This window comes from Streptomyces dengpaensis (assembly GCF_002946835.1).
GTDB lineage: Bacteria > Actinomycetota > Actinomycetes > Streptomycetales > Streptomycetaceae > Streptomyces > Streptomyces dengpaensis.
The window spans coordinates 2,041,295-2,062,492 of the sequence record NZ_CP026652.1; the positions used below are offsets into that span (position 1 = coordinate 2,041,295).

15 protein-coding genes are annotated in these 21,198 nt (G+C 70.2%); 5 read left to right on the forward strand and 10 right to left on the reverse strand.

What is annotated here, in order from left to right; genetic code table 11:
- Nucleotides 1–19: 19 nt before the first annotated feature.
- The 3 genes from C4B68_RS09360 to C4B68_RS09370 all read left to right on the forward strand — a co-directional run bounded on the left by C4B68_RS09360 (nucleotide 20) and on the right by C4B68_RS09370 (nucleotide 4,943).
- Entirely contained in the window at nucleotides 20–1,294 is a 1,275-nt protein-coding gene (locus tag C4B68_RS09360) for a ribonuclease D (RefSeq protein WP_099498916.1), read from the forward strand.
- 272 nt (nucleotides 1,295–1,566) lie between these two features.
- Nucleotides 1,567–2,793, forward strand: a complete 1,227-nt coding sequence (locus C4B68_RS09365) for a thiolase family protein (RefSeq protein WP_099498917.1) — start codon at nucleotides 1,567–1,569, stop codon at nucleotides 2,791–2,793.
- Nucleotides 2,790–4,943, forward strand: coding sequence for a 3-hydroxyacyl-CoA dehydrogenase NAD-binding domain-containing protein (locus C4B68_RS09370; protein ID WP_099498918.1), 2,154 nt, complete (start codon nucleotides 2,790–2,792; stop codon nucleotides 4,941–4,943). Before C4B68_RS09365 ends, C4B68_RS09370 begins: the two co-directional genes overlap by 4 nt.
- Nucleotides 4,944–5,212: 269 nt before the next feature.
- On the opposite strand, the gene C4B68_RS09375 is transcribed toward C4B68_RS09370, so the two are convergent.
- The 5 genes from C4B68_RS09375 to C4B68_RS09395 form a co-directional block, all read right to left on the reverse strand.
- Nucleotides 5,213–6,229: a PLL family lectin gene (locus tag C4B68_RS09375; protein ID WP_099498920.1), complete on the reverse strand. Its 1,017-nt coding sequence runs from the start codon at nucleotides 6,227–6,229 to the stop codon at nucleotides 5,213–5,215.
- An 89-nt stretch (nucleotides 6,230–6,318) separates the two neighbouring features.
- Entirely contained in the window at nucleotides 6,319–7,380 is a 1,062-nt protein-coding gene (locus C4B68_RS09380) for an NlpC/P60 family protein (RefSeq protein WP_099498921.1), read from the reverse strand.
- Nucleotides 7,381–7,397: 17 nt separating this feature from the next.
- On the reverse strand, nucleotides 7,398–7,880 hold the full coding sequence (locus C4B68_RS09385; protein ID WP_099498922.1) for a poly-gamma-glutamate biosynthesis protein PgsC/CapC: 483 nt from the start codon (nucleotides 7,878–7,880) through the stop codon (nucleotides 7,398–7,400).
- Entirely contained in the window at nucleotides 7,877–9,562 is a 1,686-nt protein-coding gene (gene pgsB, locus C4B68_RS09390) for a poly-gamma-glutamate synthase PgsB (RefSeq protein ID WP_099498923.1), read from the reverse strand. The genes C4B68_RS09385 and pgsB overlap by 4 nt, the downstream gene beginning before the upstream one ends.
- Nucleotides 9,563–9,571: 9 nt before the next feature.
- Nucleotides 9,572–11,746: a HAMP domain-containing protein gene (locus C4B68_RS09395; protein ID WP_099498924.1), complete on the reverse strand. Its 2,175-nt coding sequence runs from the start codon at nucleotides 11,744–11,746 to the stop codon at nucleotides 9,572–9,574.
- A gap of 300 nt (nucleotides 11,747–12,046) precedes the next feature.
- Here C4B68_RS09395 and C4B68_RS09400 point away from each other — a divergent pair, with 300 nt between their 5' ends.
- A complete protein-coding gene (locus C4B68_RS09400) occupies nucleotides 12,047–13,033 on the forward strand; it encodes a hypothetical protein (protein WP_240634268.1) in 987 nt (328 codons plus the stop codon).
- A 4-nt stretch (nucleotides 13,034–13,037) separates the two neighbouring features.
- Nucleotides 13,038–13,415 (forward strand): PIN domain-containing protein, encoded by a 378-nt coding sequence (locus C4B68_RS09405; RefSeq protein WP_099498926.1) that lies wholly within the window; start codon nucleotides 13,038–13,040, stop codon nucleotides 13,413–13,415.
- Between the two features lie 194 nt (nucleotides 13,416–13,609).
- Here C4B68_RS09405 and C4B68_RS09410 read toward each other — a convergent pair whose 3' ends face one another.
- The 5 genes from C4B68_RS09410 to C4B68_RS09430 all read right to left on the reverse strand — a co-directional run bounded on the left by C4B68_RS09410 (nucleotide 13,610) and on the right by C4B68_RS09430 (nucleotide 21,107).
- Entirely contained in the window at nucleotides 13,610–15,076 is a 1,467-nt protein-coding gene (locus C4B68_RS09410) for an ArnT family glycosyltransferase (RefSeq protein ID WP_099498927.1), read from the reverse strand.
- 73 nt (nucleotides 15,077–15,149) lie between these two features.
- Nucleotides 15,150–16,676 carry an amino acid permease gene (locus C4B68_RS09415; RefSeq protein ID WP_099498928.1) on the reverse strand — a complete coding sequence of 509 codons (1,527 nt, stop codon included), beginning with the start codon at nucleotides 16,674–16,676 and terminating at the stop codon, nucleotides 15,150–15,152.
- A gap of 146 nt (nucleotides 16,677–16,822) precedes the next feature.
- A complete protein-coding gene (gene dxs, locus C4B68_RS09420; protein ID WP_099498929.1) occupies nucleotides 16,823–18,787 on the reverse strand; it encodes a 1-deoxy-D-xylulose-5-phosphate synthase in 1,965 nt (654 codons plus the stop codon).
- A 239-nt stretch (nucleotides 18,788–19,026) separates the two neighbouring features.
- The gene (locus C4B68_RS09425) at nucleotides 19,027–20,319 is read right to left on the reverse strand and encodes a sugar ABC transporter permease (RefSeq protein ID WP_099498930.1); all 1,293 of its coding nucleotides are present in this window, start codon (nucleotides 20,317–20,319) and stop codon (nucleotides 19,027–19,029) included.
- Entirely contained in the window at nucleotides 20,316–21,107 is a 792-nt protein-coding gene (locus tag C4B68_RS09430) for an ATP-binding cassette domain-containing protein (RefSeq protein WP_167459056.1), read from the reverse strand. The genes C4B68_RS09425 and C4B68_RS09430 overlap by 4 nt, the downstream gene beginning before the upstream one ends.
- Nucleotides 21,108–21,198: the final 91 nt, after the last annotated feature.

Sequence of the window (21,198 nt, forward strand, 5' to 3'; positions counted from 1 at the left end):
ACACAGATACTCTTGACAGGTGACCGACGCCCAAGAGACCGCAGCAGACAGCTCACTGCGAACCACCGGAGGCGCCCCTCCGGACGACGTCGAACCGGCGCCGATCCCTTTGCTTGAGCCCCGAGACGGCATTCCGCCCGTCGTCGCCGACGACGCCTCGCTCGCCGAGGTGATCGCCGCCTTCGCCGCCGGATCCGGCCCCGTAGCCGTCGACGCCGAACGCGCGTCCGGGTACCGCTATGGCCAGCGCGCCTATCTGGTGCAGCTGCGCCGCGAGGGAGCGGGGACCGCGCTGATCGACCCCGTCGCCTGCCCCGACCTGTCGGGCCTCGGCGAGGCGATCTCCGGAGTGGAGTGGGTGCTGCACGCGGCCACCCAGGACCTGCCCTGCCTGCGCGACATAGGCATGGTGCCGACGCGGCTCTTCGACACCGAGCTGGCCGGACGCCTGGCCGGGTTCCCCCGGGTGGGCCTCGGCGCGATGGTCGAGAGCGTCCTCGGCTTCGTACTGGAGAAGGGGCACTCCGCCGTCGACTGGTCGACGCGCCCGCTGCCCGAGCCGTGGCTGCGCTATGCCGCGCTCGACGTGGAGCTGCTCGTCGATCTGCGCGACGCCCTGGAGAAGGAGCTCGACCGGCAGGGCAAGCTGGAGTGGGCCCGGCAGGAGTTCGAGGCGATCGCGCAAGCCCAGCCCGCGCCGCCGCGCAAGGACCCGTGGCGTCGTACGTCCGGGATGCACAAGGTGCGCCGCCGCCGGCAGATGGCGGTCGTCCAGGAGCTGTGGGAGACCCGGGACAGGGTCGCGCAGCGGCGGGACATCTCGCCGGGCAAGGTGCTGAGCGACGCGGCCATTGTGGAGGCCGCGCTCTCGGTTCCGGCCAACGTGCACGCGCTCGCCGCGCTGAACGGGTTCGGGCACCGTATGGGCCGGCGCCAGCTGGAGCAGTGGCAGGCGGCCGTCGACCGCGCGAAGGTGCTGCCGGAGGCCGAGCTGCCGCAGGCGGGGCAGCCGGTGACCGGGCCTCCGCCGCCGCGGGCCTGGGCCGACAAGGATCCGGTCGCTGCGGCTCGGCTGTCCGCTGCGCGGGCCGCCGTCTCGGCGCTGGCCGAGGAGCTCAACATGCCGCAGGAGAACCTGATCACGCCGGACACCGTACGGCGGGTGTGCTGGGAGCCACCGGTTCCGGCGGACTCGGATTCCGTGGCCGCCGCTCTTGCGGGGTACGGGGCCCGGCCCTGGCAGGTCGAGCAGGTGACCCCGGTGTTGGTGGGGACGCTGTCCGTCAGGAGCTGAGGCTCGCGAAGCGAAGCCGCCGTACGTGGACTCTTCGTACGGCGGCCGCACGTCCTCTTCGGCGGCTCGCGCCCACGCGGCGGAGCCGCGTATGTCAGTGCCCCGCGCCCCTCGAGTGGCGCGGGGCACTCCCGAACCACCACGATTTCATGTGACCTTCGCCGCTCCCGGCTTCGGGACTGGGCAGCTACGTTACCCACAAGTAGCATGTGTGCTGAGCGCGCGCTCAGCGCATCGCAGCAGTGCCATCCCGCATCTGGAGGAGAGCCATCGTGCCTCGTACCGTCAGGGACGTCGTCTTCGTCGACGGCGTCCGTACCCCGTTCGGCAAGGCGGGCCCGAAGGGCATCTACCACGAGACCCGCGCCGACGACCTCGTCGTGAAGGCCATCCGGGAGCTGCTGCGCCGCAACCCCGGCCTCGACCCCAAGAAGATCGACGAGGTCGCCATCGCCGCGACCACGCAGATCGGTGACCAGGGGCTGACGCTGGGCCGCACGGCCGGCATCCTCGCGGGGCTTCCCCAGTCCGTCCCGGGCTACTCCATCGACCGTATGTGCGCGGGCGCGCTGACCGCCGTCACCACCACGGCCGGTTCGATCGCCTTCGGTGCGTACGACGCCGTCATCGCCGGTGGCGTGGAGCACATGGGCCGCCACCCGATGGGCGAGGGCGTGGACCCGAACCCGCGGTTCGTCAGCGAGAAGCTGGTCGACGAGTCCGCCCTGTTCATGGGCATGACCGCCGAGAACCTGCACGACCGCTATCCGCACATCACCAAGCAGCGCGCCGACGAGTACGCCGTGCGCTCGCAGGAGAAGGCCGCCAAGGCGTACGCCAACGGCAAGATCCAGCAGGACCTGGTGCCGATCTCGGTGCGCAACACCAACGCGGAGGTCGGTGAGACCGGCTGGGGCCTGGTCAGCGCCGACGAGCCGATGCGCCCGGGGACGACGCTGGAGAACCTGGCCGGTCTGAAGACGCCGTTCCGCGTGCACGGCCGCGTCACCGCCGGTAACGCCGCCGGTCTGAACGACGGCGCGACCGCGTCGATCATCGCGTCCGAGGACTTCGCCCGCGAGCACAACCTGCCGGTCAAGATGCGCCTGGTCTCGTACGCCTTCGCGGGTGTCGAGCCCGAGGTGATGGGCTACGGCCCGATCCCGGCGACCGAGAAGGCCCTCGCCAAGGCCGGCCTGTCGATCGAGGACATCAACCTCTTCGAGATCAACGAGGCCTTCGCCGTCCAGGTCCTGGCCTTCCTCGACCACTACGGCATCGCGGACGACGACGCGCGCGTCAACCAGTACGGCGGCGCCATCGCCTTCGGTCACCCGCTCGCCTCCTCCGGCGTCCGTCTGATGACGCAGCTGGCCCGCCAGTTCGAGGAGCAGCCGGAGGTCCGTTACGGCCTCACCACCATGTGCGTCGGCTTCGGCATGGGCGCCACGGTGATCTGGGAGAACCCGCACCACAAGGACGCCGGAGGCGACAAGTGAGCACCACCGCTGAACTCCTCAAGGGCGCGGCCGAGCTGTTCCCCGACGAGGTCGTGACGTCCGCGCACGTACGCCACCTCGACCTGCCGTTCACGGCATCTGACAGCGGCTCCGCCGCGGGCGGGCGCTTCGCGCTCATCACGCTCGACAACGGCTTCGACCACACCAAGCCGACCACCTTCGGCCCGGCGTCGCTGGCGAACCTCAACGCCGCCATCGACCAGGTCGAGCAGGAGGCCGCGGCCGGCGACATCGTCGGCGTGGGCATCACCGGCAAGCCGTTCATCTTCGCGGTCGGCGCCGACCTCAAGGGCGTCGAGCTGCTCAAGAAGCACGACGACGCGCTGGCCATCGGCAAGGGCGGGCACGAGGTCTTCAAGCGCCTCGCGGGCCTGGCCGTGCCGACCTTCGCGTACTACAACGGCGCGGCGATGGGCGGTGGCGTCGAGGTCGGTCTGCACTGCACGTACCGCACGGTCTCGAAGGCCCTCCCCGCCTTCTCGCTGCCCGAGGTCTTCCTCGGTCTGGTCCCCGGCTGGGGCGGCTGCACGATCCTGCCGAACCTGATCGGTGCGGAGAAGGCCGTCTCGGTGATCATCGAGAACTCGCTCAACCAGAACAAGCAGCTCAAGGGCCAGCAGGTCTACGACCTCGGCATCGCCGACGCGATCTTCGAGGGCGCCGACTTCCTCGAGCAGTCGCTGCTGTGGACCGCGTCCGTGCTCAAGGGTGACGTGACGGTCGAGCGCCCGGAGATCGACCGCGGCGAGGCCTGGGACCAGGCCGTCGCCAAGGGCCGCTTCATCGCCGACGGCAAGGTGCACGGCGCGGCCCCGGCCGCCTACCGCGCGCTGGACATCATCGCGGCGGCGAAGGACGGTGACCTCCAGAAGGGGTTCGACGCCGAGGACGTGGCGCTCGCCGACCTGATCATGGGTGGCGAACTCCGGTCCGGCATCTACGCGTTCAACCTCGTCCAGAAGCGCGGCAAGCGTCCGGCGGGTGCGCCGGACAAGTCGCTCGCGCGTCCGGTCACCAAGGTGGGCGTCGTGGGCGCGGGCCTGATGGCCTCTCAGCTCGCCCTGCTCTTCCTGCGCCGCCTCGAGGTGCCGGTCGTGCTGACCGACATCGACCAGGAGCGCGTCGACAAGGGTGTGGGTTACGTCCACGCCGAGATCGACAAGCTGCTCGGCAAGGGCCGGATCAACCAGGACAAGGCCAACCGCCTCAAGGCGCTGGTGACCGGTGTCCTGGACAAGGCCGAGGGCTTCGCGGACGCCGACTTCATCATCGAGGCCGTCTTCGAAGAGATCGGCGTCAAGCAGCAGGTGTTCGCGGAGGTCGAGGCGGTCGCCCCGGCGCACGCGATCCTCGCCACCAACACCTCCTCGCTGTCGGTGACCGAGATGGCGTCGAAGCTGAAGCACCCCGAGCGGGTCGTGGGCTTCCACTTCTTCAACCCGGTCGCGATCTTGCCGCTGCTGGAGATCGTCCGCGGCGAGCAGACGGACGACGCCTCGCTCGCCACGGCCTTCGCCGTCGCCAAGAAGCTGAAGAAGACCGCGGTTCTGGTGAAGGACGCCCCCGCGTTCGTCGTGAACCGCATCCTCACCCGCTTCATGGGCGAGATCCAGAACGTCATCGACGAGGGCACGCCGGTCGAGGTCGCGGAGAAGGCGGTCGAGCCGCTGGGTCTGCCGATGTCGCCGCTGGTCCTCCTCGAGCTGGTCGGTCCCGCGATCGGTCTGCACGTCTCGGAGACCCTCAACCGGGCCTTCCCGGACCGCTTCACGGTCTCTCCGAACCTCGCGGCCGTCGTCAAGGCGGGCAAGCGTGGCTTCTACGTGTACGACTCCGGGAAACCGGAGCTCGACCCCGAGGTGGCCGCTCTCCTTCAGCAGGGCGATGTCGTGCTGACCGAGGAGCAGGTCCGTGACCGCGTCCTGGACGCCGTCGCCCAGGAGATCGGGCTCATGCTCGACGAGGGCGTCGTAGCCGAGGCGCAGGACATCGACCTCTGCCTGATCACCGGTGCGGGGTGGCCCTTCCACCTGGGTGGCATTACGCCGTACCTGGACCGTGAGGGTGTCTCCGAGCGGGTGAACGGGAAGCGGTTCCTGGAGGTTGGGGTGGCTTCCGTCCCGGCGTAAGCGCTCCGCTGTGTTTGCCGGTGCCCTGCACGCCCTCGTGGTGTGCGGGGCACCGGCGTCGCTGCCGGACCAGACGTTTTCGCCCCCTCCGCCCCTGCCCGTCCCGTACCTGGGGGCTGCCGCCCCCAGACCGCCGCGTCGGCCTGAACGGCCTCGTTCTCAAACGCCGGAGGGGCTGAAATTCAGCTCCTCCGGCGTTTGAGGAGCGGGGGTCTGGGGGCGGAGCCCCCAAGGGATGGGAAGGGGCGGTGGGGGCGAAACAATGCTTGTTACACCGGGCGCCACGGCTCCAGGGCAAGCCCCGGTTCGTCCTTGCGGCGCGTCACCAGCAACTCACCCGTAGACGGAGTGAGGCTCGCCGCGACCACGTGGCCGTTCTCGTCCTCCGCCAGGGACACCAGGGCTTCGGCGGGGAGTTGAGGACCGGACTCCGTCCACCAGGCGCCCGCCGACTCCGACTCCGTCGGAAAAGCGGTGAAGGCCACCCGCCCACTCGCCGAACGCTGGGCGAGCAACGTGCAGTCGAGGCCGTCCAGCAAGCACCGGATGGCCGACACCGGGCCGGGGCCGGCGGCCGCTACGAGGGCGACCGGCTTGGTGCCGGGTCGCCAGGCGCACAGGTCACCCGACGCGTCGGTGAAGAAGACGGTGGTCGACGACGGGGAGGTGGCGAGCGCCCGGAGGGTGCCGGAACGTACCGGCGCTTCCAGGGCCTCCTCCATGACCGGTACCGCGCCCGGCTTCTCCTGGCGCCAGTGCAGGATGCCGCCGGGGACGGCCGCGTACAGCTCGACGAGGCCGGACTCCCCCGTCACCGCCGCCAAGTCCTCGTGTACGGCACGCCCCTTGAGGTCGCGCCAAGGGCCCCAGCCGCCCTTCTCCTTCTGGCCGAGCATGCTCACCCCGCCGCCCTTGTTGCGTACGAAGACATGAGCGCGCCCCTGGGCGTCGACCGTGCAGGCGGGGTTGCCGGTCCGGCCCCCTGTCCTGTCAGGGTGCCCGATCGGGTCCCAGTCGAGGGCGGCAAGACGCGGCCGGAAGTGCGTCGAGTGGACGAGACCCGACTCCTCGCGCACCGTGGGGCGCCAGGAGACGAGATGCGCGTAGCCGTCGGAGCCTTGGCCCACGGCGAGCACGGGATGCAGGCGTTGAGTGCCGCCCACGGTGCGCGGAGGATCCCAGAGGCCGCCGGGGCCGCGCTCAGCCCGGCAGCGGACGGCGGCCTCCGACAGCAGGTAAGCACTGAGCCTGCCGTCGCGGCCGCGTATGAGCCAGTCGCCAATCACCGGTTCACTTTAGTCCGGGGCGGGCCCGTAGCCGAGGCCCTCCCCCAAGGTCTTGGCTTCTCTCGGCCAGGGAGTACCCCATCATCCGGTCACAGCCGCTTGGCGCTGCGCAGCAGACCGGCGTAGAAGCCGTTGCCGTCGATGCGCGAGGCGCCGCCCTTGTCGCCCATCGTCGGTCCGTTGACCTCCTTGCGGCTGGAGATGAAGACGCGGTGGCCGTCGGTGTCCAGGCCCAGATACAGGGCGACGTGGTCCATGTGGTTGCCGGTGCGGTGGTCCATCTTGAAGAAGAGGAGGTCGCCCGGCTGGAGGACGTCGATGTTCTTCGGGCGCGTGTACCAGGGCGCGGGCCCCTGCAGCTTGATGATGTCGACGCCCACCTTCGAGCGGGCCATGCCGTCGGCGGTGCGCGGCAGACCGTCGCCCGCGGTGTTCGTGGCCATCAGCGGATGGCGGGCGCGGTAGCCCCAGATCATCCGCATGAAGCCGGAGCAGTCCAGGGCCCGGTAGCGGTCCTGGCGTGCCGGCATGGTGGTGCCGTCGCGGAAGGTGTACGGGATGCCGAGGTAGTCGTAGAAGTCGTTCTGCTCCAGGCGGTCCACACCGTCCGGCTTGAACGGGCCGAAGACCGCGTCGCCCGCGTACGGGATGCCTTCGTCGTCCTTCTTGACCGGAGCGCCCTGCACGTACTGGAAGGAGTACGCGAAGATGTCGTCCTCCTGGCTGCCGTAGTACTCCTTGAACCAGTCCTTGAACCACTTCTCCTTCTCGGCGCCCTTGGTCCACGGCTCGGGCATCAGCCGCACCCAGTCCTCCGTCACCACCTTGGACGTGGTGTTGGCGGACTCGCTGAAGGTGCGGGAGGGGCCGCGCAGGGTGGCGGTGCGGGCGTTGTCCGTGAAGGTGGCGAGCACCTGGCCCTCGGCGCCGCGCAGCACCGTGCGCTCGGGGTTCTTCAGGCGCTCCCAGGTCTGCTTGCCGCCCTGCTGTCCGGTGCTGGACTCCAGGTTCGGCTCGTCCGTGACGGCCTGCACCGAAGGCGCCTTGGCCTGCTCGTCCTTGCGCAGTTCAACCGTGAGGTAGCCGCTGGTGCCGAGCAGCGCGAGGACGGTCACGGCGTGCAGCACGGGGCGCTTCTTCTTGGGGGGCATGGGGTCGGCTCCGATGGTCAGGCGGACGGCATGACGCCGAGGAGGATCCCGGCGGTGAGGACGACATAGGCCATGAGCGTCACCGAGCCGGTGGCCAGCAGGGTGGGACCCTTGGGCTGGCGGACCAGCTGGTAGGCGATCAGGCCGGGCACGATGAAACCGAGGGTCTGGTTCGCGTACATCAGCGGGAACTCGAGCGACAGCACGATCATCACGGTCGCCTGGAGGGTCACGCCGAGCAGTACGACCGCGGCGAACAGCCGCTTGCCGTACAGGATCACGAACTTCTGCATCAACAGCGTGCCGACGTACGTCAGCACGGTCACGCCGACCACCATGGCCGCGCGCTGGAGGTCCTCGACGAGGGTCAGCGCCAGCCAGCCGGGGGTGATCATTCCGCCGGGCGAGAGGTTGGTCGTCAGATAGCAGACGAGCGAGAAGAGCAGCCCGATGGCGATGCCGATCGCGGCGATCTCGGGGGTGAGGACGGCGGGGATCAAGGGTGCTGCTCTCCTGGGTTCTGCCACTGCTGAGAGTCGTCGGCGGGGGGCGCGGGCGGGAGGCGGGGCTCGAACAGGCCGCGGGACTGCGGCCGTTCGCGGTGCTGCGGCGGAGCGGGGTGCTGCTGCGGAGCGTGATGCTGCGGCGGAGCGTTGTGCTGCGGCGGAGCGTTATGCTGACGGGCCTCGGGGGTCTGGAGGGGAGCCTGGGCCGGCGTCTGGACGGGAGCCTGGACGGCGGTCGGCCAGGCTTCGTGGGTGCCCTGGGCCGGCCCCGACCGCGGGTCGTACGACTCCTGCGGATACGGCTGCCGCGCACCCCGCTGCACCGGCACGTGCGGCTGCGGCTGCGGCGCGTACCGCGACTCGTACGCCTCCGAGTACTGCTGGTACGGGTCGAGGCGCGGGGCGTACAGCTGCACCGTCTCGACGTGCTCGCGGGGCTCGGCCGGCGCCTTCGCCGGTGTGGCGGCGGGGCGGGTCGGGGCGTCGTCGGGGCTGTCGTCGGCCGGGAGTTCGGCCAGGTGCTCCAGGAGCAGCTCGCCCTGGCCGTGGATGTTGCCGATGGCCACGAGCGAGGAGTCGGGGCCGAGGCGGCCGAGGAGCTGCGCCATGAACTCCTCGGGGTCACGCCGGTCGCCGCCGAGGTCGACGGCGCGGTCGCGGTACGCGGCCGGGATCGCATCGATGGCGGACTTGGCCGGGTGGCCGATCACGAAGACCTGCTCGGGGTCGAGCTCGGGGATGATCTCGCCCATCTGGCCGTTGCGTTCGACGCGGTCGGGACGGCAGTTGATGACGACGTTCAGCGGGCGGTGGATGGCGCCGAGGTCGAGCAGCTGGTTGATGTTCATCAGCGTCGACTCGGGGTCGTTGGCCGCGAAGACGTTGGCGAACCGCAGCTTCTTGTCGTCGTGGGTGAGGTACCGCTCGACGGAGAGGACACCGGGGTCCGGCGGGGCGTCGTACATGCCCTGCAGGGCGGTCTGCCTCTCCACGCCCAGGAGTTCGGCGACCTTGAGCGCGATGGCCACGTTCTCCTTGAAGGTGAACCAGCTGAAGCCACGCAGCTCCTCGTCGCTGACCGTCTCGGGGTCGGCGTAGATCAGCTCGCAGTCCCGGGCGTCCGCCTCCTCCTGGAGGATGTGGAAGCGGTCCTTCTCGGCGGTGACGCAGATGCCGCCCTCGGGCATGGAGCGGCACAGGGAGCGCGCCACGTCGTCGAGGGTCGGGCCCATTTCGGCGAGATGGTCCTCGCGGACGTTGCACAGGACGCCGATCGTGGAGCGGATCAGCTTGGACTGGTTGATCTCCTGGAGGGCCGGCATCACGGCCATGCACTCGATGACGAGGGCGTCCGGGTGGTACGCGGCGGCGCGCCGCACGATGCCGATCTGCTCCACGACGTTGGCGATGCCGAACTTGCGGTAGACCGGCTCCTCCGTCGCGTCGGGGTGGATGAACCGGGCCGCGGTGCCAGTGGTCTTGGCCACGGTGGTCAGCCCGCCGCCGCGCAGGGCGCCCGCGCACAGCCGGGTGATGGACGACTTGCCGCGGATGCCGTTGACGAGAACGCGGCTGGGGATGCGGTCGAGGTTCACGAAGTGGCGCCGCTGTTCGACGATTCCGGCGATCAGCAGGATGGCTCCGCACACCACGAGCACGGTGTAGAGGAAGAGCACGGTCTGGTCCTAGTTCCTTCCGACTCCGGCGGGGGTGCGTGTCCCGCCGTCGCGTCCGCGCCGCTGCTCCTGGAGCTGCTGACGTATGAGTTCCAGGCTGCGGGCGACGGCGCCGACCTCGTCGTGGTGGCGCGGATAGAGCACGGTCTTGCGGTCGCCGCCCGCGAGCGCCTCGGCCTGGCGGGCCAGTTCGCGCAACGGGCGTACGACGACGATGTGCAGCCAGCCCAGGCAGGCCGCGGCGGCGGTCAGGCCGAGGAGTCCGGCGAGCACCGTGCGGTTCTGGAGGCTGTACTCGGGGATGGCGAGCCCGGAGGCGGGCTGCCAGCTGACGACCTTCCACTGCAGGGACTTGGCCTCGCCACCGCCGGTGAAGGGCGCCACGGCCGCGACGCGCACGGTGCCGCCGGTGCGCTGGACGGTGGCGTACGCGTCCTTCTTGCCGAGCAGCGGGGTGAGGTGGGAGGGCGCCTTCTGGAAGGCGAGGTAGCCCGCGTCGCCGCCGATGACACGGTTCTCTGCGTCGAGGACCCGGACGTCGCCCATGCCCTGGCGGCCGAGGAGCGCATTGAGGAACTCGATGCGGAACTCGGCGACCACGGCGGCCCCGTCGCGTCCGGGTGCCTCGGCGGTCGCGGTGATGACGGGCGTCTTGCCGCCCTCGCCGGTCACCTCGACGGACTTCGTGGAGGGGCCCTTGCCCGCCGTGTGGTGCGGGGTGCTCCCCGCCTGGGCGAGGATCGTGCCGTCGGCGCCGAGGACGTACACCGACTGGTAGCGGTCGTGGTCCTCCACCGTGCGCTCCAGGACGGTCTTCATGTCCTCGGCCGAGGTGCGGTCGCCGATCAGCGCGGCGACCGCGGCGAGGTCCGCGTGGCCTTCGTTGAGCGCGCGGCGCACCCGGTCGCTGACGGTGGCGGTACGCGACTTCTGGTCCCGGACGATCTGGCTCGGTACGCGTACGGAGTCGTCGGCGCGGTTGAGCACCAGCATCAGCGGCACCGACCAGGCGAGGAGCAGGACGGCGCAGACGGCGAGCAGGGCGCGGGCGCCGAGTCCCCTGCGGGACGCCGGTGCCTCCGCGTCGGCGGGCGCGCCCTGCAGTTGACGGCGCAGCCGCTCCAGGGCGGCACCGACCCGGGCGGCCTCACCGGACTTGGGCACGGTCACCGGGCGCGCGAGGTCGCCGCGGGTCAGCCGGCGGCTCTCCAGGAACAGCCGGATCAGCGGGCGTTGCACGGTGCCGAGCAGCACCATGACGGCGAGTCCGCCGATGACCAGCAGGGCGCCGGCCGCGGCGATACCGAAGGCGGGGCGGGTGAGCTGTGCGGTCCGCTCCTCGACGTCGACCTGGGTGACGACGGTGAGGCCGAGGCCGCTGGCCACGGTGGTCTCACCGGCGACGGGCGCGGCGAGGGTGGCGTATCCGCCGACGGTGCGCATGTCCTGGGCGGCGCCTCCGGTGAGGTGGCCGCTGACGCCCGTGTAGCCGCCCGCGCCGGGCTCCTTGGCGGTGATGGGGTGCTGCTCGGCTTTCTTGGCGGCGGCCGTGGCGAAGGACTTGAGCTGCTGCTGGGCGCGCTTGGTGTCGAGGTTGCCGTGGCTGCTGAGCACCTGCCCGGTGGAGTCGACGACGCCGATGGCGCGGCCGTCGGCCAGGCTCACTCCGGGGAAGGTCAGGCTGCTGGAGGCGACCAGGAGCTGCTGCGGCTTCCCCTCCCAGGACAGCACGGCGAGGATGACCAGGCGGGTCTGGCCGTTGTCCATGCGCACCATGCGCGGGGCCAGGCCGTCCTTCGCGGAGAGCTTGCTCCGGTCGATCGCGGTCAGCGGCACGTTCTCGCCGCGTGCGGCGAGCAGGTTGCCCGACTTGATCTCGACGACGGCAGTGCCGCGCCACTTCTGGTAGACGTTGCCGATCTTGTCCAGGACGGTGTCGGCGGAGACGGGCTGTCCCTCGTTGAAGAGGGTGGCCGTGTTGGTGAGGTCCCTGATCGACTCGTCGAGCGAGGTCCGCAGGGCGACGGCGCCGTCCTCGGCGACGTACTGCTGCGAGGTCAGGACGGCCTTCGGGACCAGGACGCCGGCCGGTTTGCCGAGGGTGAGAGCGGTGATACCCGCGAGCGTGAGCAGCAGAACGGACAAGACAGCTATGGGTGGACGTATCCCACCAATCAGGGACATGTCGGCCCTTCGACGGACCTTGTGCCGCCGCTTCGGCGCCGCAGCGGCCAACGGGGGGCTCCTCTCACGCAGTTACAGACGGCGCGGGCACGCCAAGGAAGGCACCGCACGCCTCAGAGGGCACACGGGTGCCACTCGGTCTGGTCAGACAAGTAATGAAGCCAAAGGGTTGCACATGTTGAAGAAACAGATAGGAAATCTGCTTGTGTCCGATCACGACCGGGCATACGGAACGCTTCATACCCCGCGTGAGCCTGGTCCCGCCCTGTGACTATCTTGTGTGCGGCCATGGGTACGAGAGTGAACCGAGCGAAAACGATCAGCGTCACGGCGGCGATCGTGATCCTCGGCGTACTCGCCGCCGGGCTCACCGCATACGGTTTCGGCCGCGCGAGCCAGTCACGCGGGGGCGACACCCCGGCCCCGGAACAGACCGCCGCCACCGCTCCCGCGGGCGTCCGCCTGGAGCGGCGGATCACCGACTTCACCGCCGGGTTCGACGAGGACTCCGGGTACCGCGAGCCGCGCCGCGCCGAGCGGCGGGCGGTCGCCGACGCCGTGGGCCAGATCCTCGACGGCCACCCCGACCGCGCCCGCGGCCTCCTCTCCGACGTCGACTTCCAGCTGCGTACGCTCACGGACTCCACGACCGGACGCCGGTACGCGGAGCTGTCCGACCGCACGGAGGAGAGCCCCGCGCCGCGTGGCTGGGGCCGCGTCTACATCGACCTGTCCGCGCCGGTCCGCTGGTCCGCGCAGGTGCCGCACCCCGTCGCCGACGCGGAGACCGAACGGCTCGGCGCGCGGGTGCTGCTCGGCTCGCCCGGCGGGGTGCTCGTGCTCGCGGGCGCGCACCGCAGGGCCGGGGAGGGCGACGCCGCCGACATGGCGCACCGGCGCGACTCCGTCTTCGACGCCGTGTGCGACGAACTGGCCGAGCGGGGACTGCCCGGCATCCAGCTGCACGGCTTCGCCGACGACTCCGCTCCCGGCCACGATGCCGTCGCCTCCGCGGGCAGCGGCACGGAGGGTCGCGCCGACGGGCGCCGGCTCGCCGCCGCGCTCGGGGCGCGGGACTTCGCGGTGTGCCGCGCCTGGGTGCGCTCCTGCCCCCTGGAGGGCCAGGACAACGTCCAGGGGCGCAAGGCCGCCGCGGAGCGGGTGCCGTTCCTGCATGTCGAGCTCGCGCGGTCCGTGCGGACGAGCGATGCGCGGGTCGCGGAGGCTGCCTCCGCGGTCCGCGCGGTCACCTCGCGGTGGGCGAGCGCGACTTCCGTGCGACCCTGATGCCATGGACGACCGCGAGCCCCTCCTCGTCATCGTCGACGGCGCCAACGTCGTCGGCTCCGTGCCCGACGGGTGGTGGCGTGACCGGCGCGGGGCCGCGGAGCGGCTGCGCGACCGGTTGGGCCGGGAGGGGCTTCCCGGGCACGCCGGCCCCGTGGAACTGGTCCTGGTCGTCGAAGGCGCCGCCCGGGGCGTGGCGTCCGTCCCGGGCGTACGGGTCGAGTCCGCGTCCGGCAGCGGCGACGACCACATCACCGAGCTTGCGGCCTCGGCCCGTCATCGGCCCTGCCTGGTCGTCACCGCCGATCGTGAACTGCGTCGGCGGGTGGCCGAGTTCGGGGCGGAGGTGACGGGGCCGCGGGCGGTGCGGGGCGACATGTAGCAGCGTGTTTCGCCCCTCCGCCCCTACCCTCCCCCACTCTCGGCTTCTCCCCCAGTGCCTTAAGGGCCTGGGAGGTACCCCCAGAGCGGGGGGACCCCCATCGTCCCTGGGAGCTGCCGCCCCCAGACCCCCGCATCGGCCTGAACGGCCTCGTCCTCAAACGCCGGACGGGCTGAAACGGGGCGAAAAACCCGTCACCCGCCTCCCCGCACGTACATCACCGCCCCGTCCACCTCCCCCACCACCTCGTACCCCACCGCCAGCAGCCGCCGCAGCGACGCCACCCGTTCGGGGCCGTACGGCTTGTCGTCGGAATCGTCGACGACAAGGACCGGCGGACGGGCGGCCATCTCCCCCCGGAACACGGACCAGGCACCCGTAACCCCGTACTTCTCCCCGACCTGGGGACCATTACGCCCCCCGCTGTAGTTGGTGAGCAGCCCGGCGGTCAGATAACGGCTGGCGGGCGCGCGGTCGGCGAGCCAGTACGTCTCCGGGTGCATGCCCCAGACCAGCACCCGGTCCCCGGGATCCGTACGCCGGGCCACCGCGTCCGCGAGACGCGTCGCATGCGCGAGGTCGGAGCGTGGCGCCAGCAGCCCCCAGGCCACGAACAGCGTGCAGCAGCAGGCCGAGGTGACGACGGCCCTCACCAGCCGCTCGCGGGGCAGGACGTGCAGCGCGGCCGTCGCCAACAGGGCGATAGGCGGGATGAGTTGCAGGTAGTAGTGGCCGAAGAAGTGGAAGCCCAACATGACCGCCCCCGCGGACGAGGCCAGCCACACCCAGAGCTCCACCGATCCCGCACGGGCCATGCGCAGCACCCGTACGACGGGAGGAATCAGCCCGGCACAGGCCACCGCCAGGATCACGCTGTTGGTCAACCCCCGTGTCAGAACGTGGAGTTCGGACCCGGCGAAGGAGGCGTACGCGCCCGAACCGGTGACCGTCCAGAACAGAAAGCCCGCGGGATCGGTGAGCAGCGCCGCGCACAGCACGGGAGCGGTCACCCCAACTCCCAGCCGTGCCACCCCGGTTCGCGAGCAACCGGAGCGCCACAGCATCCACACCACCGGCACCAGCACCGCCCCGCCCGTCTGCTTCACCAGCAACGCGCACGCGACCGCGCACCCCGCCGCACCCCAGCGGCGCCGGTCCGCGCACCACATCGCCGCGGCGGTGCAGGGCAGCATGAAGACCTCGAAGGTCGCGGCCTGCGCGTCCTCGGGGTTGAGCCCGATGGAGGCGAGCAGATACAGCACGCCCGCCGTGCGCCCGGCCGTCCCGCCCCAGCGGCGCCGGGCCAGGGACGCCAGCAGCACGGCGGTCGTCAGCTGCGCCATCACCGCGAGGACCCGTACCGGGGTGAGCGAGTCGGAGCCGCACACGGCGAACGCCGCCTCGTACAGCCATGGCACGAGCGGCGGCTTGCGGTCCACGACCGTCTCGTAGAGCTCTCCCCCGTGCGCCAGTATCCGTGCCTGTACGGCGAGATAGCCCTCGTCCGGGTTCCACAGCGGTCGTACGAAGGAGGGGACCCGGGTGACGCAGGCGAGCAGCGTCAGCACGGGCAGGACCCGTCTCCAGTAGCCGCGGTCCGATACCGACGACGTCACGGACGTAACTACGGAGCGTGGTGATTCCAGGAGCCCGGCGAGCATAGGGAGCACGCTATCCGGCCCCGCAGTCTCCACCGAAGCGGGACATACGGGGCCGGAACAACAAGCCGTTCGATTACTTGGTGTCGTCGCGTTTCCGCCCCTTCAGTACTTGGCCCACCGTCGTCTCCTCGTGCCGGCCGAGACGGCTGTGCGAACGCCCGTACAGGAAGAAGACGACGAAGCCGATCGCCATCCAGATCCCGAACCGCACCCAGGTCTCCGCGGGCAGGTTCAGCATCAGCCACAGCGAGGCGAGCGCCGACACGGCCGGGACGAGGGGCACCCACGGGGCGCGGAAGGCGCGATGCAGGTCGGGGCGGGCGCGGCGGAGGACGATGACGCCGATCGCGACGACGACGAAGGCGAAGAGCGTGCCGATGTTGACCAGTTCGGCCAGCTCGCCGAGGCTCGTGAAACCCGCGACGACCGCGATGATCACGCCGAGCAGGATGGTCGGCCGGTGCGGGGTGCGGAACCGCGGGTGGACCCGGGAGAAGAAGCGCGGCAGCAGTCCGTCACGGCTCATCGCGAAGAAGACCCGGGTCTGGCCGAGGAGAAGGATCATGCAGACCGTTGTCAGACCGACCACGGCACCGAAGCTGATGACGCCCGCGTACCAGGGGTGCCCGGTCGCCTTGAACGCGTCGGCGAGCGGGGCGTCGATGGACAGTTGGGTGTACTTCTGCATGCCCGTGACCACGAGCGAGACCAGGACGTAGAGCGTGGTGCAGATGAGGAGCGAGCCCAGGATGCCGCGGGGCATGTCGCGTTGCGGGTTCTTCGTCTCCTCCGCGGCCGTCGCCACGACGTCGAAGCCGATGAAGGCGAAGAAGACCACGGAGGCGGCAGTGAAGATGCCCATCACACCGAAGTTGGTGGGCGCGTAGCCGAAGATCAACTGGACGAGCGGGGAGTGCAGACCGCCGCCCGCCTCCTGTGGCTGTGCGTTCGGGAGGAAGGGGTCGTAGTTGTCGGCCATGATGAAGAACGCGCCCGCGATGATCACAATGAGGACGACGGTGACCTTGATGGCGACGACCAGCGAGGTGACCCGGGCGGAGAGCTTCACGCCGATGACGAGGACGGCGGTGAGCACCAGCACCAGCGCGGCGGCGAGGATGTCGAAGCCGAACCCGGTGGCGCCTTCCCGTCCGCCGAGATATTCGGGCAGATGCCAGCCCCAGCTGTCCATCGCCGAGCGCAGATACCCCGACCAGCCGACGGCGACCACCGCCGTACCGAGCGCGAACTCCAGGACCAGGTCCCAGCCGATGATCCAGGCGGGCAGCTCACCGATCGAGGCGTACGCGAAGGTGTACGCCGATCCCGCCACGGGAACCGTGGACGCGAACTCCGCGTAGCAGAGCGCGGCCAGAGCGCAGACGATGCCCGCGGCGATGAACGCGAGGGAGACCGCGGGGCCCGCGTTCTCCTTGGCGACCTTGCCGGTGAGGACGAAGATGCCGGTGCCGATGATGACACCGACGCCGAAGACGGTGAGATCCAGAGCGGACAGCGACTTCTTGAGTGCGTGCTCCGGCTCCTCAGTGTCCAAGATCGATTGTTCGACCTTCTTCGTCCTGAAGAGGGTGTTGCTCACGGGCGTACCTCCCACGCTTGTCGTCCACGACATGATCGGGAGGGTGGGCGCCCCGTAAGCATCGGCATAAGAGGGTTCACACGAATGGGCCGGTTTCTCCACCCGTAGGGGTTGGAGAAACCGGCCCATCGGACCTGCGGGGTACGTCAGTCGCGCACGCGCTCCACCGAGTCCACGGCCTGTGCGGCGGTGTCGATGGGGGTTCCCCCGGCCGGGCGCGGCCGGGGCCGGGGCAGGCCGTCGAGCTGGGACACGAGGCCGGTGACCTGACGGGCGATGTCCGGCGCGGTCAGGCCGATCTCGGCCATGACCTCCGCGCGGGAGGCGTGGTCGAGGAAGCGCGGCGGGATGCCGAAGTCGCGCAGCGGGACGTCGACGCCCGCGTCGCGCAGGGCCTGCGCGATCGTCGAACCGACGCCGCCGACGCGGGAGTTGTCCTCGACGGTGACGACCACCCGGTGCCGCTCGGCGAGCGGGGCCATGGCCTCGTCGACCGGCTTGACCCAGCGCGGGTCGACGACGGTGGTGGAGATGCCCTGCTTGTCGAGGAGGCAGGCGATCTCCAGGCACATCGGCGCGAGCGCACCGACCGAGACGAGCAGCACATCGGGCGTGTCGGTGCCCGGCTCGCGCAGCACGTCCATGCCGCCGACCCGGCCCACGGCGGGCACGGCCGGGCCGACCGCGCCCTTGGAGAAGCGGACCACGGTGGGCGCGTCGGTCACCTCGATGGCCTCGCGCAGCTGGGCGCGGACCTGGTCGGCGTCGCGCGGCGCGGCCAGGCGCAGGCCCGGCACGACCTGAAGGATCGACATGTCCCACATGCCGTTGTGCGAGGCGCCGTCGGTGCCGGTGACGCCCGCGCGGTCCAGGACGAAGGTGACACCGCACTTGTGCAGGGCCACATCCATCAGGACCTGGTCGAAGGCGCGGTTGAGGAAGGTCGCGTAGACGGCGAAGACGGGGTGCAGGCCGCCGGTGGCGAGGCCCGCGGCCGATACGGCGCCGTGCTGCTCCGCGATACCGACGTCGTAGACCCGTTTCGGGAAAGCCTTGGCGAACTTGTCGAGGCCGACCGGCTGGAGCATCGCGGCCGTGATGGCGACGATGTCCTTGCGCTCCTGCCCGAGCTTGACCATCTCCTCGCCGAAGACGGAGGTCCAGTCGGCGCCGGAGGAGGCGATCGGCAGGCCCGTGTCGGGGTGGATCTTGCCGACGGCGTGGAAACGGTCCGCCTCGTCCTGCAGGGCAGGCTGGTAGCCGCGGCCCTTCTCGGTGAGGCAGTGCACGATGACCGGGCCGCCGAAGCGCTTGGCGCGGGCCAGCGCCGACTCCAGGGCCTCGATGTCATGACCGTCGATCGGGCCGACGTACTTCAGGCCCAGGTCCTCGAACATGCCCTGCGGGGCGATGAAGTCCTTGAGGCCCTTCTTGGCGCCGTGCAGGGTCTCGTAGAGCGGCCTGCCGACGACGGGCGTGCGCTCCAGGATGTCCTTGCCGCGGGCCAGGAAGCGCTCGTAGCCGTCCGTGGTGCGCAGGGTCGCCAGGTGGTTGGCGAGGCCGCCGATGGTGGGGGCGTACGAGCGCTCGTTGTCGTTGACGACGATGACCAGGGGACGGTCCTTGGCGTCGGCGATGTTGTTGAGCGCCTCCCAGGCCATGCCGCCGGTGAGGGCGCCGTCGCCGATGACGGCGACGACATGGGCGTCCTTGCGCAGGACCTCGTTCGCCTTCGCCAGGCCGTCGGCCCAGCCGAGCACCGTGGAGGCGTGCGAGTTCTCGATGACGTCGTGCTCGGACTCGGCCTGCGAGGGGTAGCCGGACAGGCCGCCCTTCATCTTCAGCTTGGAGAAGTCCTGACGGCCGGTGAGCAGTTTGTGGACGTAGGACTGGTGGCCCGTGTCCCACAGCACCTTGTCCTTCGGCGACTCGAAGACACGGTGCAGAGCGATGGTGAGCTCCACGACACCGAGGTTGGGGCCGAGGTGGCCGCCTGTCTTGGAGACCGCGTCGACGAGAAAGGTCCTGATCTCACCGGCCAGCTGGTCCAGCTGCTCCAGGCTGAGCCGGTCCAGATCACGCGGTCCCCTGATGCGGGTCAGCAGCGGCACCCGTGCCTCCTTGCAGTAGAGCTGATCGAGCTGTTGCCGGGCCTGTCGAGTCTAATGTTCCGCCTTTGCGGTGGAGGCCCGGGCCTGGCGATCTATGCCACACGATCGGCGGTACGGAGCGGGAACTCGCGCTCCCCTTCCCGCTCTCGTTGCGGACATGACTGCGCCCGGCACCGCCAGGGGTGCCGGGCACAGGTCTCACGGGCTTACCCGCACAGCGGGGACGGCCGACGGGGCGCTCACGCGCGGCCGGCGGTCTTCTGGGTCTTGCGGGTGATCGCGTCGATGACGACCGTGGCGAGAAGCACACCACCGGTGATCATGTACTGGATCGGCGAGGCGATGCCCTGCAGGGCGAGGCCGTACTGGATCGAGACGATCACGAGGACACCGAGCAGCGCGTTCCAGGTGCGGCCCCGGCCGCCGAAGAGGCTGGTGCCACCGATGACGGACGCCGCGATGGCGTTCATCAGCAGGTCACCGGCGCCGGCGCCCTGGTTGGCGGAGGCGATCTTCGAGGCGATGAACAGACCGCCGATCGCGGCGAAGGTGCCGGAGATCGCGAAGACCGAGATCCGGATCATCTCCACGTTGATACCCGCACGCCGGGAGGCCTCGACGCTGCCGCCGAGCGCGAAGATCTTCCGTCCGTACGAGGTGCGGCGCAGCACGAAGTCCGTGAGCAGCAGCACCGCGATGAAGATCACCACGGCGAGCGGCAGGCCCTTGTACTGGTTGTAGAGGATCGCCACGGCGAAGGTGACGACCGCGAGCAGCGCGGTGCGCACGATGGTCTCGCTCAGCGGCCGGGACGGCACACCGGCGGCCTCGCGGCGGCGGTTGCCGGAGTAGGAGCTGAGGAAGTACGCGGCGGTCACGACGATCGCGAGCCCGTAGGCGGCGGCCACATCGGTGAAGTAGTAGCTGGTCAGCTTGGCGACGACGCCCTCGCTGTCCAGGTTGATGGTGCCGTTGCTGCCCAGGACCTGGAGCATGAAGCCGTTCCAGAACAGCAGACCCGCCAGGGTGACGGCGAAGGCCGGCACACCGATGCGCGCGAAGACGTAACCGTGGATCGCGCCGGCGGCCGTACCGGTGAGGATGGCCAGCACGAAGGCCAGCCATTCGTTCATGCCGTTCGAGACGTTGAGCACCGCGAACGTGGCGCCCGCGACACCGGAGACCGAACCGACGGACAGGTCGATCTCGCCGAGCAGCAGCACGAAGACGATACCGACGGCGATCATGCCCGTGCCGACCATGGCGACGGAGATGTCGGACAGGTTGCCCGCGGTGAGGAAGTTGGAGTTCAGGCTCTGGAAGATGATCCAGATGGCGATCAGACCGATGACGACCGGGAGGGAACCCAGGTCACCGGCCTTCATCTTGCGCTTGAACTCGGTGACGTAGCCCTTGAGGCCCTCTTCGCGGACCAGCAGGCGGGGGTCGACGGCGGTGACCGCCGCGGCGGCCGCCTCCGGGTTCTCCACGGCGTGGTCCTCGGCGGTGGCGGAGGTCTTGTCGGTGCTCACTTCTGAGCCTCCCCGTTGCTGCGCGCCGCACGACGGGTCACGGCGTTCTCCGTGGCGCCCGTGATGGCGGAAATGATCTCTTCCTGGGAGGTCGACTTGACCTCGAAGACGCCGTTGTTGCGCCCCAGGCGCAGGACGGCGACCTTGTCGGCCACTGCCTTCACGTCAGCCATGTTGTGGCTGATGAGGATCACCGCGTGGCCGCGCTCGCGCAGCCGCTCGACCAGGTCGAGGACCTGGGCGGTCTGCTCGACACCGAGGGCCGCGGTGGGCTCGTCGAGGATGACGAGCTTGGGCTCACCGAGCATCGAACGGGCGATCGCCACCGTCTGGCGCTGACCGCCGGAGAGCGAGGCGATCGGGATACGGACGCTGGGGATCCGGATGGACAGCGTGTCCAGCAGCTCGCGGGAGCGGCGCTCCATCTCGACCTCGTTCAGGACACCGCGCTTCTTCAGCTCGCGGCCCAGGTAGAGGTTGCCGACGACATCGATGTTGTCGCACAGCGCGAGGTCCTGGTAGACGGTCGCGATGCCCAGCGCCTGCGCGTCGTGCGGCTTGTTGATCTGGACGGACTTGCCGTCCCACTCAATGGCGCCCTCATCGATCGGGTGCACGCCGGCGATCGTCTTGACCAGCGTGGACTTTCCGGCGCCGTTGTCGCCCACCAGGGCGACCACTTCACCGGCGTGGACCTCAAGCTCTACGTCGGTGAGCGCCTGAACGGCACCGAACCGCTTGGAGACCCCGCGCAACGCCAGGACAGGCGTAGCGGACACGTGAACCATCTCCTTCGCCGCCTGACCCGGCGGGAGGTTGTGCAGAAGTTTTTGGAGGGGGGTACCGTCCGGCGCCCCGCCAAGCGGCGCCGGGGAAGTG

Coding starts and splice junctions, on each gene's coding strand:
- C4B68_RS09380 (WP_099498921.1), bottom strand. CDS start 7,380: ATGCCCCCCAAGAAGAAGCGCCCCGTGCTGCACGCCGTGACCGTCCTC.
- C4B68_RS09395 (WP_099498924.1), bottom strand. CDS start 11,746: ATGTCCCTGATTGGTGGGATACGTCCACCCATAGCTGTCTTGTCCGTT.
- C4B68_RS09405 (WP_099498926.1), top strand. CDS start 13,038: ATGGACGACCGCGAGCCCCTCCTCGTCATCGTCGACGGCGCCAACGTC.
- C4B68_RS09410 (WP_099498927.1), bottom strand. CDS start 15,076: ATGCTCGCCGGGCTCCTGGAATCACCACGCTCCGTAGTTACGTCCGTG.
- C4B68_RS09430 (WP_167459056.1), bottom strand. CDS start 21,107: ATGGTTCACGTGTCCGCTACGCCTGTCCTGGCGTTGCGCGGGGTCTCC.